15 protein-coding genes are annotated in these 15,577 nt (G+C 34.6%); 10 read left to right on the top strand and 5 right to left on the bottom strand.

Annotated features, from left to right (window positions below):
* Window positions 1-92: 92 nt before the first annotated feature.
* Together JJL45_RS14610 and JJL45_RS14605 are read right to left on the bottom strand one after the other, a co-directional pair.
* A complete protein-coding gene (locus JJL45_RS14610; protein WP_068603730.1) occupies window positions 93-1,568 on the bottom strand; it encodes a right-handed parallel beta-helix repeat-containing protein in 1,476 nt (491 codons plus the stop codon).
* Between the two features lie 117 nt (window positions 1,569-1,685).
* Complete coding sequence (locus JJL45_RS14605; RefSeq protein WP_068603729.1) at window positions 1,686-2,045, bottom strand: hypothetical protein; 360 nt, start codon at window positions 2,043-2,045, stop codon at window positions 1,686-1,688.
* 163 nt (window positions 2,046-2,208) lie between these two features.
* On the opposite strand from JJL45_RS14605, the gene JJL45_RS14600 reads away from it, so the two are divergent.
* Entirely contained in the window at window positions 2,209-3,684 is a 1,476-nt protein-coding gene (locus tag JJL45_RS14600) for a cell envelope integrity protein TolA (protein ID WP_068603728.1), read from the top strand.
* Window positions 3,685-3,893: 209 nt separating this feature from the next.
* On the opposite strand, the gene JJL45_RS14595 is transcribed toward JJL45_RS14600, so the two are convergent.
* Window positions 3,894-4,310 (bottom strand): hypothetical protein, encoded by a 417-nt coding sequence (locus JJL45_RS14595; protein WP_068603727.1) that lies wholly within the window; start codon window positions 4,308-4,310, stop codon window positions 3,894-3,896.
* A 243-nt stretch (window positions 4,311-4,553) separates the two neighbouring features.
* Between JJL45_RS14595 and JJL45_RS14590 the strand changes: the two genes are divergently transcribed.
* A complete protein-coding gene (locus tag JJL45_RS14590; protein WP_068603726.1) occupies window positions 4,554-6,857 on the top strand; it encodes a type IA DNA topoisomerase in 2,304 nt (767 codons plus the stop codon).
* Window positions 6,844-7,449, top strand: a complete 606-nt coding sequence (locus JJL45_RS14585; RefSeq protein WP_068603725.1) for a pseudouridine synthase — start codon at window positions 6,844-6,846, stop codon at window positions 7,447-7,449. The genes JJL45_RS14590 and JJL45_RS14585 overlap by 14 nt, the downstream gene beginning before the upstream one ends.
* Before the next feature lie 247 nt (window positions 7,450-7,696).
* On the opposite strand, the gene JJL45_RS14580 is transcribed toward JJL45_RS14585, so the two are convergent.
* Both JJL45_RS14580 and JJL45_RS14575 read right to left on the bottom strand, forming a co-directional pair.
* A complete protein-coding gene (locus JJL45_RS14580) occupies window positions 7,697-8,329 on the bottom strand; it encodes a hypothetical protein (protein WP_068603723.1) in 633 nt (210 codons plus the stop codon).
* 4 nt (window positions 8,330-8,333) lie between these two features.
* Window positions 8,334-8,828, bottom strand: a complete 495-nt coding sequence (locus tag JJL45_RS14575; protein WP_068603722.1) for an RNA polymerase sigma factor — start codon at window positions 8,826-8,828, stop codon at window positions 8,334-8,336.
* 448 nt (window positions 8,829-9,276) lie between these two features.
* Between JJL45_RS14575 and JJL45_RS14570 the strand changes: the two genes are divergently transcribed.
* From JJL45_RS14570 to JJL45_RS14540, 7 genes are all read left to right on the top strand, one after another.
* Window positions 9,277-10,011 (top strand): energy transducer TonB, encoded by a 735-nt coding sequence (locus tag JJL45_RS14570; protein ID WP_068603720.1) that lies wholly within the window; start codon window positions 9,277-9,279, stop codon window positions 10,009-10,011.
* Between the two features lie 388 nt (window positions 10,012-10,399).
* A complete protein-coding gene (locus tag JJL45_RS14565) occupies window positions 10,400-11,740 on the top strand; it encodes a 2TM domain-containing protein (RefSeq protein WP_068603719.1) in 1,341 nt (446 codons plus the stop codon).
* 11 nt (window positions 11,741-11,751) lie between these two features.
* A complete protein-coding gene (locus JJL45_RS14560) occupies window positions 11,752-12,078 on the top strand; it encodes a 2TM domain-containing protein (RefSeq protein ID WP_068603964.1) in 327 nt (108 codons plus the stop codon).
* Window positions 12,079-12,089: 11 nt separating this feature from the next.
* Window positions 12,090-12,407: a 2TM domain-containing protein gene (locus JJL45_RS14555; protein WP_068603716.1), complete on the top strand. Its 318-nt coding sequence runs from the start codon at window positions 12,090-12,092 to the stop codon at window positions 12,405-12,407.
* 193 nt (window positions 12,408-12,600) lie between these two features.
* On the top strand, window positions 12,601-13,356 hold the full coding sequence (locus JJL45_RS14550) for a LytR/AlgR family response regulator transcription factor (protein ID WP_068603714.1): 756 nt from the start codon (window positions 12,601-12,603) through the stop codon (window positions 13,354-13,356).
* Window positions 13,357-13,584: 228 nt separating this feature from the next.
* Window positions 13,585-14,172 (top strand): RNA polymerase sigma factor, encoded by a 588-nt coding sequence (locus JJL45_RS14545; RefSeq protein WP_082935949.1) that lies wholly within the window; start codon window positions 13,585-13,587, stop codon window positions 14,170-14,172.
* 208 nt (window positions 14,173-14,380) lie between these two features.
* The gene (locus JJL45_RS14540; protein ID WP_068603712.1) at window positions 14,381-15,526 is read left to right on the top strand and encodes a FecR family protein; all 1,146 of its coding nucleotides are present in this window, start codon (window positions 14,381-14,383) and stop codon (window positions 15,524-15,526) included.
* Window positions 15,527-15,577 lie beyond the last annotated feature (51 nt).

Here is a 15,577-nt window from a genome sequence, read left to right as displayed (position 1 = left end):
GAAGTTATTTGAAATTGTATCGAAAAACAAAAAGGAAAGCCTATTATGAAAAATGAGCCCTCCTTTTTTTTAGATGCTAAGCGGCAATTAAATTATTTTACAGTAATTAATTTGCTTGTTCTTAAGTTATTTGATCCGCTTAAGGTAAGTAGGTAATTCCCAGAAGCTAAGCTATTACGCTTTAGGATTAAGGTGTTTTTACCAGTTTTGAATTTGTTTTCTTTGAATTCCATCAGTTTTACTCCTGTTAAACTGTATATGGCTACATTTAAGTTTGTTTCTTTTTTTAAGTTGAAAACAATTTGAGTTTCTTCCGAAAAGGGATTCGGATAATTAGCTACACCGTTTTCAAAAACAAAATCGTTAATACTTAGGGCGGCCGTTTCAAAAGGCCCTATGTCGGGAGCAGAGCCGTTAAATGATATTCCAACATCTACGCCAGCATCTATTAAATCACTACCAGCAACAAGTTTAAAAAATTGAACATCAGGAAGACTACCATCGGTTTTTCGATCGGCTAGTAATGAATTGATGTCCAGACTTTCAAAATCATTAGCATTTGTAGTCAACCCGTTTTGCCAACTGTTCTTTTCTACGATCAGTGTTGTTGCTCTAAAGCTATCATTACTATTCCCATCATAACTAATCGTGTTTTTAATTTCCAGTTTTTCAGCAATATTAGAGCTGCTAAAGTTTATGTTTCTACCATTTTGGTATGCACCACAATTATACATGGTGATGGTGCCTCTATTGCTATTATGATCAAAGCCATCAACAATGTTTCCAGCAGCAATACAATTTTTAAAAACGGCATGGTGTTTTAAGTCTTTGTTGTCACTACCACCAGTTTTAAAACCGTTACCATCACCGCCTCCTGCAGTACCATCTTTTAAATAGCCATTATTAATAGCCCAACAGTTTTCGTAGGTAGTTGTAATGTTATCGGTGCCTCTAAGGTAACCATCCCAGCCATCATCTAAATTGTTCCAAGCACGACAACCTATAAATTTATTGCCAGTACCAGCAGTTAATTTACATGCAAAACCATCGGCATTTTCAATAGAAGAATCGGCATTGTTATAGGAGTCACAATTTAGAATGGTGTTAAACGAACCGCCGTTGTCTATTTGTAATCCAGAATCACTACACTCGCTAAAGGTGCAATACTCGATTAAATTATTATTTCCTCTAATGTGCATCCCATTATCGCCAGCACCAAAAATATCAATGCCTTTAATGTGCCAATAACTGCCTTGTAAGGATATGGCACGATTACTACTATGTTCAATCATACTAGAAAAATCAAAAACAGGTCTAGAAGAGTTGTCGGGGTGAGGTAGGATAGAAATAAGGTTTGAGCTTGTGCCGCTGTTATTGATGCTTACCACAGTATTGAAACTGTAATGGCCACCGCGAACATAAATGTTGTCGCCAGTACTGGCACTTGATACGGCTGTGTTAAATTGTGAAGCATTATTTACCGTAATATCAGTAAAGGCAAAACAGCTAATTTGCCAAAGCATAAAACATGCTAAAATAAGGTTGCATTGTGTGGTTTTTGTAGTCATAAGATGTTAGTTAAGTTAAAAATGTAATCGATAACAAAAATACAGTTTAGGGTGTTACGGTGATATTTTTTTAACTAAATTTTTCAGACTTTGATTAGCGGAGTAGAATCCGAAGCTTTAATTGAACAAAGTGTTTGTTGAGATGGTTTTTATGCATTGTTCATGCCCCAGGTATTCAGGATCACCATGTTCTTCGTACCAAAAGCCTTCAAGGATATTTTCAGTAATGCATTTGTAAACCACTACACCATTATAAATAGCGCCTTGGTCGCCTTTATAATGAAAATTAATAACAAGGATATGGTCTTTATAAACGCCCACGCCCCATTGAAGTTGTTCATCATTTATAGTCCATTCGGCCTTTATCCGCTTATAGGCGTCTAGGCTTAAACTTAGCTTTCCTTTATAGGGGCTTTTTTCCGCATTTTGATTGTGTCCAGTTATAGTGTAGTTGCCGACTAACGCTTCGATGGTCATATTTTGGGTTATGTATTTATCCTTAAATAGGACGTTAAACCTAATAATAAAGAATTTAATCCAATAAATTTTTAAAAATTTTAATATAAATATATTTTGGTCACATAACCTATATAAAAGGCTTTTTAAGCCTTAATTCTAAACTTTATTAAACCCCAAGACTTTGATAAAATATTGTTATTTATTTTTATTTTCATTAAGCTTATTTTCTCAAAACGCTCAAATATCCACTCAGTTTTTTCAAGACGGAAAAATTTATAAAGAATTGAATGAAAATTTAAACGAGCTTACAAATCCAATAGGTCAATTTTCCGAAAATGAACCTTGTGAAGTAGTGGATTTCTTAGGACGTGATAATTATAAAATAAAATATAATGATCAGGTTGGTATCGTGAAAATGGATGATTTAGAGGTCACCGAGGGTATGATGGACTTGTATTATGCCTATCAGGAGGAGGAAAGATTGAAATTAATTCAGGCAGAAGAAGCGCGGAAAAATAAGGTGTATCAAATTTCGGAAAAAGGCGAAATAGATCAGAGAAAACAAGATTCCATTGAAAAACGTTTAGCCAATCAAAAGCAGATTGAATCCGCTCTAGCAATTAAACATCAAAATGAAGTTTATTTTGCCAAGCAAAAGGTTTTGGAAGAGCAGCGAAAAAAAGATTCCATAGCTGTAATCGAGGCTAAAGCGGAAGCGATTAAGGAACAGCGTGTAAAAGATTCCATTGAGAAACGTTTAGCTAATCAAAAGCAAATTGAATCCGCTCTAGCGATTAAGCATCAGAATGAAGTTTATTTTGCCAAACAAAAGGCCTTGAAAGAGCAACAAAAACAAGATTCCATAGCTTTAATTGTGGCCAAAGAGAAAGCTTTTGAGGAGCAGCGGGTAAAAGATACTATCCAGAAAAATTTAGCAAAGCAAAAAGAAATTGAAGCTGCTCTACAGATAAAACGACAGAATGAGGTTTATTTAGCAAAGCAGAAATCCTTAAAAGAGCAACAGAATTTAGAAGCAAATAGTCCTCAAGCCTTATATGAAAAACAAATAAAGGATTCTTTAATTAGAAGTATGGCTATTCAAAAAAGGCAGTATGAAAAACGTATCAAAGACTCCTTAATTCGAGTGTTATCTGCAGAAAAGAAAAGTGTCACAAATGTTGTTGAAGCAAGCGAGGAAATGGGTGAAAAAGAAAGACTAAAACTTGAACGCATCAAGTTTAAAGATTCTTGCAGTTATGAGATTAACGATTTTGATGTGTTTTACAATGTGCATACTATGAAAACCAGTAAATATGTGCTTAATGATGTGCTAACCGTGGAGTTGTACCGACAAGGTCACAAGGTTAATGTGTTTTTTAATGCGAAAGAAGATTTAGGCTGTGTTAGTCATTATTCACATAATCGTTCGTCGGTAAAGGTTACTTTAGAAAATGGAAAAAATGTCGTTTTTTATCATTCTTGGAATATGGAGTGTGGTAGTTTTGAGTTTAAAGGCAACTTGTCTAAATCTCAAATACGCATGTTGCAAGAGTCGCCTATAGCATCCATAAAACTAAAAGGGACAAAAGGGAGTGTTCAAATGTCAGAAGTAGATTATTCAGAATTCTTTATAGATAAACTTAAGTGTATTGAGTAAAGGTTTTAATAGTAAAAAAGAGGCTGTTTAAAAAGTTACTTTTTCGTCAATCTGAATTTATTTCAGATTCTCATAATCACCGCATGTCACTGAATGAGATGTTGTGTCGAGCACAGCGTGACGATTGTTTCAACTTTTAAACAGCCTCTTTTTATTTTAGATTATGAATAAGTTTTATAATTTATACCTGTTTAGTGTTTCTAGGATAACTAATTAACCACAGGAACATCAATAGTAAAGAAGGTGTCTTGACCGCTTGAATCTTGTCCTTGATAAAATTTAAAAGTATAAGTTTCTTGCTGCAAGGCTTGTACAGGGATAGGGAATGTAACTTCTCGAATGTCTTCAGTACAAGACACACCATCATCTACGTGCGCAATAGGATAAATTAGCCTGGAAGTTCCTTCATAGAAATAATCGTATTGATTATAGTAAAAGTAACAGCTATTTGGTAACTCGATAGTGACTTCTATGCGATAAGTTCTTCCAAAAACGAACTCAGAAGGTACGTTTGCATCAACGGCACCAATATATTCTAAATGGTAATCGTGGTAGTAAGAATCGTCATCATTACTACAGCTAAATGCTAAAAAAGTGATTAAGATAAGAGGAATCAGTCGTTTCATAATAATTAGGATAATTAAGGTTAGACAAATGTTTTATAGTGTACTGACATAAATTTACATTATTTTTTCAATAATTAAGAAGTTATTTGTATGTAAACCGTTGTTTTTTATTGATTTAAGGTATTGTGTCTTGTTTTTTATGAACGGTTTTAAGTGTCTTTTTTCGTTAATAACTCCTAAAAAGAACTTTTTTTAAAACTATTTTAAAGTTCTATTTTGCAGCCCTGTTTTTAATCAAAATAAATGAAAGTCTGTATTGCAGAAAAACCTAGTGTTGCCAGAGAAATTGCTTCTGTTTTAGGAGCAAACACAAAACGCGATGGCTATTTTGAAGGCAATGGTTATGCGGTAACTTATACATTCGGACATTTATGTACGCTTAAAGAACCAAACGATTATAAGCCTTATTGGAAAAGCTGGGATTTGAATAACCTCCCCATGCTTCCCGAAAAATTTGAAACGAAAGTGGTTTCAAATTCAGGGATTCAGAAGCAATTTAATATTGTAAAAAGTTTATTTGATAAAGCCGAATTGGTTATAAATTGTGGCGATGCCGGGCAGGAGGGAGAACTTATTCAACGTTGGGTGATGAATGAAGCCAACTACAAAGGTGAAGTACAGCGTTTGTGGATTTCATCCTTAACCACCGAAGCCATTAAAGAAGGTTTTGAAAGTTTAAAACCAGCATCAGATTACGATAATTTATATTACGCCGGGTTTTCAAGAGCGATTGGCGACTGGTTATTAGGTATGAATGCCACACGATTATATACGGTTAAACACGGTGGTTATAAGCAAGTTTTATCGGTTGGTCGTGTGCAAACTCCAACTTTGGCAATGGTTGTAAATCGTTTTAAGGAAATTGAAAACTTTAAACCACAGCCGTATTGGGAGCTACAAACCTTATATCGCGATACGCTTTTTAGTTATGAAGAAGGACGTTTTTTAAAGAAAGAAGATGGTGAAGCTTTAGCTAATAAAGTTAAGGAGAGTGATTTTGAAATTGATTCCATTACCAAAAAGAAAGGTAAAGAATACGCACCAAAATTATTCGATTTAACCGGGTTGCAGGTGTATTGTAATACCAAATTCGGATTTTCGGCCGATGAAACTTTAAAAATTGTTCAGGCTTTATACGAACGAAAAGTGGTGACATACCCTAGAGTAGATACCACTTTTTTACCAAACGATATTTATCCGAAGGTGCCTGGTATTCTTCAGAAGTTAACCAATTACGCGACTTTAACACAACCGCTTTTAGGGAAGAAAATTAAAAAATCGTCTAAGGTTTTTAACGATAAAAAAGTCACCGATCACCATGCTATTATTCCAACGGGCATGCAGACCAATTTGCAATACAACCAGCAGCAGGTTTACGATATTATTGTAAAACGATTTATAGCTGTTTTTTATGGCGATTGTACGGTTTCGAACACCACCGTTTTAGGAAATGCAGCCAAAATCGTGTTTAAAACCACTGGTAAAGAAATTATAGAAAAGGGCTGGCGTGTTGTTTTTGAAAACCCAGATGCAAAGGAAAAGGAATCGGGTATTTTACCAACTTTTGTAAAGGGCGAAAAAGGCCCACATGAACCTTCGTTTTTAGAAAAGGAAACCAAGCCACCAAATCAATACACAGAGGCTTCTTTACTACGTTCCATGGAAACCGCAGGCAAGCAGGTAGACGATGAAGAATTACGTGATTTAATGAAGGAAAATGGTATTGGGCGACCTTCTACTCGAGCCAATATTATTGAAACGCTTTTTAGAAGAAAATATATAAAACGAAATAAAAAACAGGTTTTACCAACGGTTACGGGCATTCAGTTGATAGATACGATTCAGAATGATTTATTGAAATCGGCAGAATTGACAGGCTCTTGGGAAAAACAACTCAAAGATATTGAGAAAGGCGAGTTTAGTGCAGCTGCTTTTATTAGAAATATGAAGCAGATGGTGGATGCCTTGGTTTATGAAGTGCGTAGTGAAACCAAACGCGCTAATATTTCACAATTTGTTGCCGTTAAAAACCGAGAAGCTAAAGCTGCCAAGAAAAAAGTTGCAGGCATTTTGAATGAAGATTGTCCGAAATGTAAAAAAGCAAAACTTTTAAAGGGAAAAACAGCTTACGGTTGCAGCGGTTATAAAGACGGATGCGATTTTGTGTTGCCATTCAATTTTGCTGATAAAAAAATCTCTGAAAAACAATGGATTCGACTGCTTCAAAAGGGTTCTACGGTGAATTTGAAAGGTTTTAAGGTAGACGGAACTACGGTTGAAGGTTTGTTGCGTTTTGATGATAATTTCAAATTAAAATTAGAGCCTAAAAAAACTTCCGCGAAAGCGCCACCTAAACCAAGTTCAGACGAATTGATGTGTCCGAAATGTAAAAAGGGCACGGTACTAAAAGGCAAAACGGCCTACGGTTGCAGTGCGTACAAGACAGGTTGTGATTTTAAAATGACTTTCGAGGACGTAAGATCTGCTATGAACGGCCAAAAACCTACCAAAGCCTTGGTGCATCAAATATTAAATGGAAGCATCTAAAACGCATCATAGACACTTTATCATTTACAAACCCTACGGTTTTTTGAGTCAGTTTAAAAGTCATGACTCTAAACAGCAATCTAAAAATTTCTTGGGTGCGCTTCATGATTTTCCGGAAGGTATTATGGCTATTGGAAGGTTAGATGAGAAGTCGGAAGGCTTGTTATTACTTACCACCGATGGTAAAATGAGCGATTATATAAACAGTCGCAAAGTGGAAAAGGAATATTATGCTCAAGTAGACGGCGCTATTTCCGCGGAAGCGATAAAAAAAATGAGTGAGGGTGTCGAAATTGGTTTTAATGGCAAAAAATACCAAACCAAGCCCTGTAAAGTTTTTGCTTTAGAAGGCATTCCAGAATTACCCAAGCGCTCGAAAAAAATTAGAGACGAACGCCACGGACCAGCGCCATGGATTTCAGTAACCTTGAAGGAAGGGAAATTTCGTCAAGTTCGAAAAATGACTTCAGCCGTTGGGCATCCCACATTGCGTTTGGTGCGTGTACGTGTAGGCGATATTCTTTTAAATAAGATGCAGCCAGGTGATGTTGTTGAGGTTGATGATTTAAATGTGTTAATGTTTAATCGTTGAATTGTTTAACTGTGTAATCGGGAGGTCAAGGGCTCAAAGCCTCACAAGTTGCTAAGTTTCAAAGTTTCAAAGATTTTGCTTGGTTTAAATAGGTTTCTGCTTAGATTTTAGTGTATTCAATTAATAGTAGAGAAATTGTTGATATGTTTTTTTGTGTAATCGCTAGGTCAAAGTTTCAATTTGTAGTTTTCTTTTAACTTTTAACTTTTAACTTTTAACTTTTAACTTTTAACTTTTAACTTTCACTTCAAACCTCCAATTTCTTCAATTCCTTATAATTTCTATTCAAACGTTTTAATAATAGGCCGTAAAGGAGCTTGTAAAACAACCAAAAACAAAGTACAAAAATAGCGGTCATTAAAAAACATACTCCAAAAATGATAAATAATTCGGTGCTGCTAGCATCGGTTAGCTTATCTGATACTTCGGGTGTAAATTTAATTCCGAAATACAGTCCCATTAACATGGCAATAGAAGCCACGATAAGGTTATATAAAACATAATATTTTATAATTTTTCGGGTTTTTAAAATGCTTTCCATCAGTTTTTTTGCGTTATCGGTTACCGAAATGCTTTTGTGAGCTTTAAAAAGTAAGTAAACAAAAATGAGGATTATGGAATAGCTAAAAACGTTTATGAGCGTCAATACGTTTTTATTACTGTAAACAAGGTCTATCTGGTTGTTGTATGCCTGCGAAAAAAAATAGGGTAGCACGTTTATAAGTATCCAAAACACAAGTTCGCCTATACTAATGTAAAACAGGGTTTTAACTATAGAAGACGATTTTTTATGCAGCATAGCGTAAATTTCTTTAGCAGAAATTTTAGTGCTATCGGACTTCTTGTTCCAGTCCTTTTTTAATAAATCTAATTCATCCATAGGTTTACGGATTTAAAATGGTTTTAAGTTTCGTTTTAATTCTATTCATCTTCACTCTGGCATTCACTTCACTTATACCTAAAGTTTCACTTATTTCTCTGTAATCTTTGTCTTCTAGGTACAAAAACACCAATGCTTTTTCAATGTCATTCAATTGGTGTAAGGCTTGGTAGAGGATCTTTAATTGTTGCTCTTCTGTATCGTCGTAGTAATCAGCTTTTATTTTGAAAGCCACACCATCAAAATCTTGTGTGTTTATGGTGCGCTTCGATTTTCTATAGAGGGTAATCGCTGTATTTAACCCAACGCGGTACATCCAAGTACTAAATTTAGCATCGCCTCTAAATTTTGGATAGGCTTTCCATAATTGAATCGTAATTTCTTGAAATAGATCGTTATGCGCATCATAGTTATTGGTGTATAAACGGCATACCTTGTGCACAATATTTTGATGCTTTTCCAGTAATTCTACAAAATTATGTTCGAGTTCTTTATTCAATGGATTGGATTAGTTTTTGAACTGGTTTACATTTTTTCGTTTGCTAAAAACCAACTATTACATAAACGCAAAAGGTTTAAATCAGTTCAATTGATAAGATGCAGAAACTTTTAATTTGTTACACTTTCTTAAAAATATTTTTTTGAATTCTATTTATGATAGCTTTAAAGGTAAGATTTAGAGTGTTTTTATAATGTTACACAGGCTGTTTTTTTGTTTAAAGGCAGGGTTTGGCTTTTAAAATGTTTGTTTCATGGCCAAAATTGATGCCATAAAATAAGGAAATCACCTTAAGCAAATAGGCTTGATTTTTTATGGGATAAAGTTAATTGGTGATTAGTGTAAATACTTGTGAAATAGTTTGTTATTATGATTTTTGTCATGGTTTTTTTAGAGGTTATTTACTAGCTTTAAGAAGGTTAAAAAGTAATTTCTAAACTATATCGTCATGAAAGCTAAGAAGAATCCTGAGATCGAAATTGGGAGACATAGCAGCATTTATTTTGCTATAGGATTAAATTTGATGTTGTTTTTTACTTGGCAAGCTTTAGAGTATAAGACTTACGATTCTAAGGAAGTAAGTATCGAAGCTTTGGTTGTTGAAAAACAATTTGAGGAAGACATCCCAATTGTACAATTGAATACCCCACCGCCACCACCACCTCCAGCATCTATAACAGAGGCTATTAAAATAGTTGAAGATGTTGTTGAGGTAGAAGAAACTGTTGTCGAAAGCTCTGAAATTGGGCTCGAAGATGCTGTTAGTGTAGAGTCCATTCCTGTTGCTGTTCAAGCCGTAGAAGTAGAGGAAGTAGAAGAAGAGGTTGAAGTGCCTTTTGCTGTTATCGAGAAGGTTCCTGTGTTTCCTGGTTGCGAAGGTCTTACTAAACAGGCTGCCATAGATTGTTTTAAAAATAAGGTAACAGAGCACGTCACGAAAAACTTTAGGTATCCCCAAGCCGCTTTAGATTTAGAGATTCAGGGGCGTGTTTCTGTTATTTTTGTTATTGATAGTCAAGGGCGTATCTCATCCATAAAATCAAGAGGACCCGATGAGATTTTAGAGAATGAAGCTGAGCGTATTATTAGTTTGTTGCCGAAAATGACCCCTGGAACGCAACGCGGTGTGCCTGTAAAAGTATCATATGCCGTACCCATCTTTTTTAAGTATAGATCAAAATAGTAAAAGCTGGTTTTACTCAATAGTAAGAAGCTGTCTGAAAAGTTAAAACAATCGTCATTCTGTGCTTGACACTGAATCTCATCACATGGAAACGCCATGATGATGAGGATCTGAAATTATTTCAGATTGACGAAAAACCGACTCTTTAGGCAGTTTTTGCGATTAAAATATCAACCACCAACAATTCATCATAACAATTTTACAGTTCGGTACATGTTTTTTTTAAATAGCACCCTTCGTTTGGATATTTGCTTCATATTAATCTTTAAAACTTAAAATATGAAACAGGAAACTTAATCTTTTAAATTGAATTTTGTAGTCAATTCAGGCTTCCAATTAACTTTTCACTAAATTTAAACGTCCAATTTTTATATACCATTCTTTATCCATGTCAAAACTCCTAAAAAATATCATTCTAACCTTTGTAATAGGTAGTGTCGTTTTTGTAATGGGCACTTTAATTTCTGGTGGTTTTGATGTAGATAATACTCATGAAATCTTTATCGATTTTGTGTTTTATCAATTGTATGCTTTTGTGCTAGGGTTTTCAAATATATACTTCTTCGCATATTTAGACCGCGTAAACTGGAAAGCGGGTGAATGGAAAAAACGTATTGCAATTGGTATTGTAGGTGCAGTCTTTATCACTTTAGTAGGGCTTTTTCTGCTTAGATCAACTACGGCTACCTTATATTATGGGGTAGATTTTAGAGCCTTTTTGGAACGTGAAAAATTGGAATATTATCAATTTGGACTCTGGATAACCTTAAGCATCATTGCAGTTTTTCATGTTATTTACTACTACAACAGGTACCAGCAAAACAAGCTTAAAGAGCAAAAAGTTATAGCAGGCACAGCAAGCGCTAAGTTCGATGCTTTAAAAAATCAATTAGACCCACATTTTCTATTCAATAGTTTAAATGTACTAACCAGTTTAATTGAAGAAAATCCTAAAAACGCGCAAAAATTTACAACGGGTCTATCCAAAGTCTATCGCTATGTTTTAGAACAAAAAAATAAAGAATTGGTAACGGTAGACGAGGAGTTGCAGTTTGCCAAAACCTACATGTCTTTATTAAAAATGCGTTTCGAAGATAGCATCGTATTCAATATGCCAGAGCAAGCTACAAACCCCGAAAGTAAAGTCGTGCCTTTATCGCTGCAATTGTTGCTAGAAAATGCGGTAAAACACAATATGGTTACGCCAAGTAAGCCTTTGCATATAACCATTTTTGAAGACGGAAACAATTTGGTGGTCGAAAATAATTTTCAGCCAAAACAAATTGTAAAAAAGAGTAGTGGTGTAGGTTTAAATAATATCAACCAACGCTACAACTTACTAACCCATAGAAAAATAAATATCATTAAAGAAGCAAATCGTTTTGCTGTAGCAATACCAATGCTTACCAAACAAATATCAATCATGAGAACACATACATCACAATCACATTTAGACGACAGTTATGTACGCGCACGCAAGCACGTCGAGGAACTTAAAGGATTTTATTATAGCCTAGGCTCTTATCTCGTAGTTATTCCCTTTTTAATTTTTGTAAACTTTAAAACCTATTGGGGCTTCCAGTGGTTTTGGTTCCCCATGTTTGGCTGGGGTATAGGTTTAGTTGTTCAGGCCTTTCGAGTTTTTGTAGACGATGGCGCCTTTGGACGCAACTGGGAAAAGCGTAAAATTGAGCAGTTTATGCAAGAAGATAAAAATAAATGGCAATAAATCAAAGCATTATGGAAACACAAAACCCACAGGATTATAGGAGCGAAAAATTTCGCCGAGAGGAGGCTTATTTACGAGCCGAAAAGCGCCTAAAAGAACTTAAAGGCTTCTACTGGCACGCCTTCTGGTACATCGTAGTAAATGTTTTTATCATTTGTATGATTGTTTTTAATGGCGGTGATTTCTTCAGTTTTGGCACTTTTGCAACCCCTTTGTTTTGGGGTATGGGACTCGCATTTCACGCCATGACCGTGTTTGGCGTAGACTTGCTTTTCGGGAAAGCTTGGGAAGAGCGAAAAATTAAGGAGTACATGGATAAGGAACGACAAAACTTTTAATTTATAGGCACATGAAACCAGAAGACAAAAATGAACTGTTATTATTAAAAGCCAAGAAAAAGCTTAGAAACCTAAAAATATTCTACATTCATTTGGTTGGATATTTTGTAGTTGTTGCGCTCCTTAGTTATAATTTATACATCATGTCAGGGCCCTATAAACCATTTTTTCAATGGTTTGATATTTGTATTTTAGTGGCTTGGACAGCCTTTATAGTTATACATGGTTGGAACGTGTTTAGAGGTAAAATCTTCTTTAAAAAAGATTGGGAATCAAAAAAAATACGCGAATTCATGGAAACCGAAAACCAGACAAAACGATGGGAATAAGTTTTGATCTAATTAGGGCGATACCACAAGGGTCGGGCTTTACGTTACAATCTTTTTTTTGGAAATAAAAAAAGGATTTCCACTGTAAATGCTGTGCATTCACGATTTCCAAAAGATAAATTTAAAAAGCAGTGAGTAATCCCTGCCTGCCTAACGCAAAGCCTAGTCACTGTTTAATTTATAGTTTTACACAATGAACATTATTATCATAGAAGACGAAAAACCATCGGCACGACGTTTACAACGTTTGTTAGAGGGTTGTAATCTTGAAGCTCATGTGCTTTTACATTCGGTTGAAGAGTCTATAACATGGTTTCAAAATAATCCGCATCCCGATTTAATATTTTTGGATATTCAATTAAGCGACGGACTCTCATTCGAGATTTTTGAAACGGTCCATATCAAGTCAGCTATTATATTCACAACAGCTTACGATGAATATGCGCTTAAAGCCTTCAAATTGAATAGCATCGATTATTTGTTAAAACCCATCGATGAGGATGAGCTATTACTAGCCGTAGAAAAATTTAAAAACCGAACTACCCGGTCTCAGGATGTAACCTTAGATTTTAATGATATCAAAAAGTTACTTATAAATCCAATAGATCGGGCTTATAAAAAAAGGTTTTCCGTAAAAGTGGGGCAGCACATAAAGCTTATTCAAGTAGAAGACATCGAATGCGTCTACAGCGAAAATAAAGGCACCTATATTCATACCACCGAAGGTCGAAATTATTTGTTAGACCATACCTTAGATTTCTTGGAAAACGAATTAGAACCTGAAAGCTTTTTCCGCATTAATCGAAAATTCTTCGTAAACATTAACGCCATTAAGGATATGGTAAGTTACACCAATTCCCGACTACAAATAAAACTAAACAGTTATCATGATCAAGAGGTTATTGTGGCCAGAGAGCGTGTCAAGGATTTTAAATTGTGGTTGGAATAGGTTTTTATAAGCTTTACATTGGTTTTTGTATTTAAGCATAAAAATGTGTTTTCTAAAACATTCTGATTCTTAGCTATTGATATAAAAGGTGCGGCTCTGTTGTTATATTGTTTTTATTGTGGTGTTTGGTTCTAAATGCTAAGATTTTTCTAAAAAATATTACTTTTAGTATGAAATTACAATTAAAATACTTCTATTTGATTTTTTACAGATCCAAAATCATAAATATTGTCAGGACTATCTCATAACGATGAATATTTAATACAACTCCTCCATGAAGGTGATGAACAAGCACTGTCCCTTATTTACAAAAAATATTGGGAGGTTATGTATGTTGCTGCTTATAACTTGGTAAAGAATAAAGAGATTTCCGAAGATATTGTGCAGGATGTATTTGTTAACCTATGGAATAAAAGAGATAAACTGTTGGTTAAAACCTCACTTAAAAGTTATTTGTACACAAGTACAATATATAAGGTCTATGATTTTTTTAGAAAGAATAACAAAATGATTGAAGTTGAACTGGTAACCAACTTCAATGAAAAAATTCAAGCCCTTACACCAGAAACCCAATTGATGCATAAAGAACTGATTCAGCATGTAGAGTCGGTTATCGATGAGCTTCCCGAAAAATGTAAAGAGGTGTTTAGGCTAAGTAGAGAAGAGGGGCTAAGCAATAAAGCGATTGCTGCTCAACTTAATATTTCACTACGCACTGTTGAAGGCCATATTAGTAAGGCATTGCGATTTTTAAGAATGTCGCTAAGTGTGTCTTTAAGTATTGATTTCATCTTCTTCCTCCTAAAAAATAAATAAAACCGTTTTTTAACTCACACAGTTTACGCGTATTTATTGAGATAAATGTGTTTTTGTTTAGTGTTTTTTTTGTTTACATCACTATGTTTTATGTGTCTTTTAACATAAGTTTAAACTTTTTTTAAAAAAAAGTTGTTTTGGAGCAGGTGTATTTTAAATTTATGTAGTCTTAATATATAAAGACACCTAAAAGAGACCTAAAAGACACATGAGTAAAAAAGATAAACAACATCTTTTATTGTTAATTGATAAGCTTTTCGATGGTTCGATAAAAAATCGAGATCGCGATAAATTATTTAATTTCTTTCTTAACAATCAAAAAAATAAAGATTGGCCAGAAGCATTAGATAAAGATAAAATTGAAGCAAGCTTATTTACTAAAATAAAAGAAGAGATCGCGAATACACCTGTAAAGGTAATTCCTTTACATAAAAGACCTGTCTTTAAGTGGGCCGTTGCAGCTTCAGTATTATTATTTGTTTCTTTAGGCGTGTTTTTTGCAAATCACAATTCTTTTGGCGGTAATGCCTCTCAGGTAACAGTTAATAGTGTTATAGAAATAGGAGCAGAAAAAGCAAGCTTGACCCTGGAAGATGGTTCTACAGTAGCTTTAACCGGCAATACATTTCAGAAACAAAATGTAGTGAATCAAGAAGGGAAGTTGGTATATCAATCGAATTCCCAAAAGAATAAAGAAGTTTCATATAATTATTTAACGGTTCCTCGTGGGGGAGAGTATGCTGTGGTTTTGGCCGATGGCACACAAGTGTGGTTAAATTCCGATTCGCAGCTTAAATTTCCAGTAGAGTTTCCAGAAGGAGAGCGTCGCGTTGTTGAGCTTGTTTATGGTGAGGCTTACTTCGATGTGTCTCCTAGCACTCGACATAACGGAGCATCCTTTATAGTGGTTAGCGAAAATCATGAGGTTGAAGTGTTAGGTACAGAGTTTAATGTGAAATCTTATAAAGAAGAACCGGTTGTTAAAACCACCTTAGTAGAAGGTAAGGTTCAAATAAATGTACAGGAAAATGTTTATACCCTAGAACCAAACCAACAATCCATATTAAATAAAGAAACGCATACCGTTACGGTAAATAATGTCGATGTTTTTCATGATATATCATGGAAAAGTGGGCAGTTTAGCTTTAACAATAAATCTTTAAGCGAGATTATGCAAGTATTATCGAGGTGGTACGATTTTGAAGTGGACTTCAAAAATAAGAAAGTTGCCAACGAGCAATTTGTAGGAACCCTTGGTAAACACGAAAAAATTGAAGATATCTTAGAAAATTTAAAAGAGTTGAAAGTTTTAAATAGCTATCAATTCGATGGAAAAAAGATCATTATTGAATAAAAAAAAGGGAGTTAAGTAAAACATTTGGCGGTGTACAAACTTGCTCCCTCT

This window comes from Tamlana sp. s12 (assembly GCF_016767215.1).
GTDB classification, from domain to species: Bacteria; Bacteroidota; Bacteroidia; order Flavobacteriales; family Flavobacteriaceae; genus Pseudotamlana; species Pseudotamlana agarivorans.
Note: the sequence above shows the minus strand (reverse complement) of the source record. Positions and strands in the feature narration are given on the sequence as shown.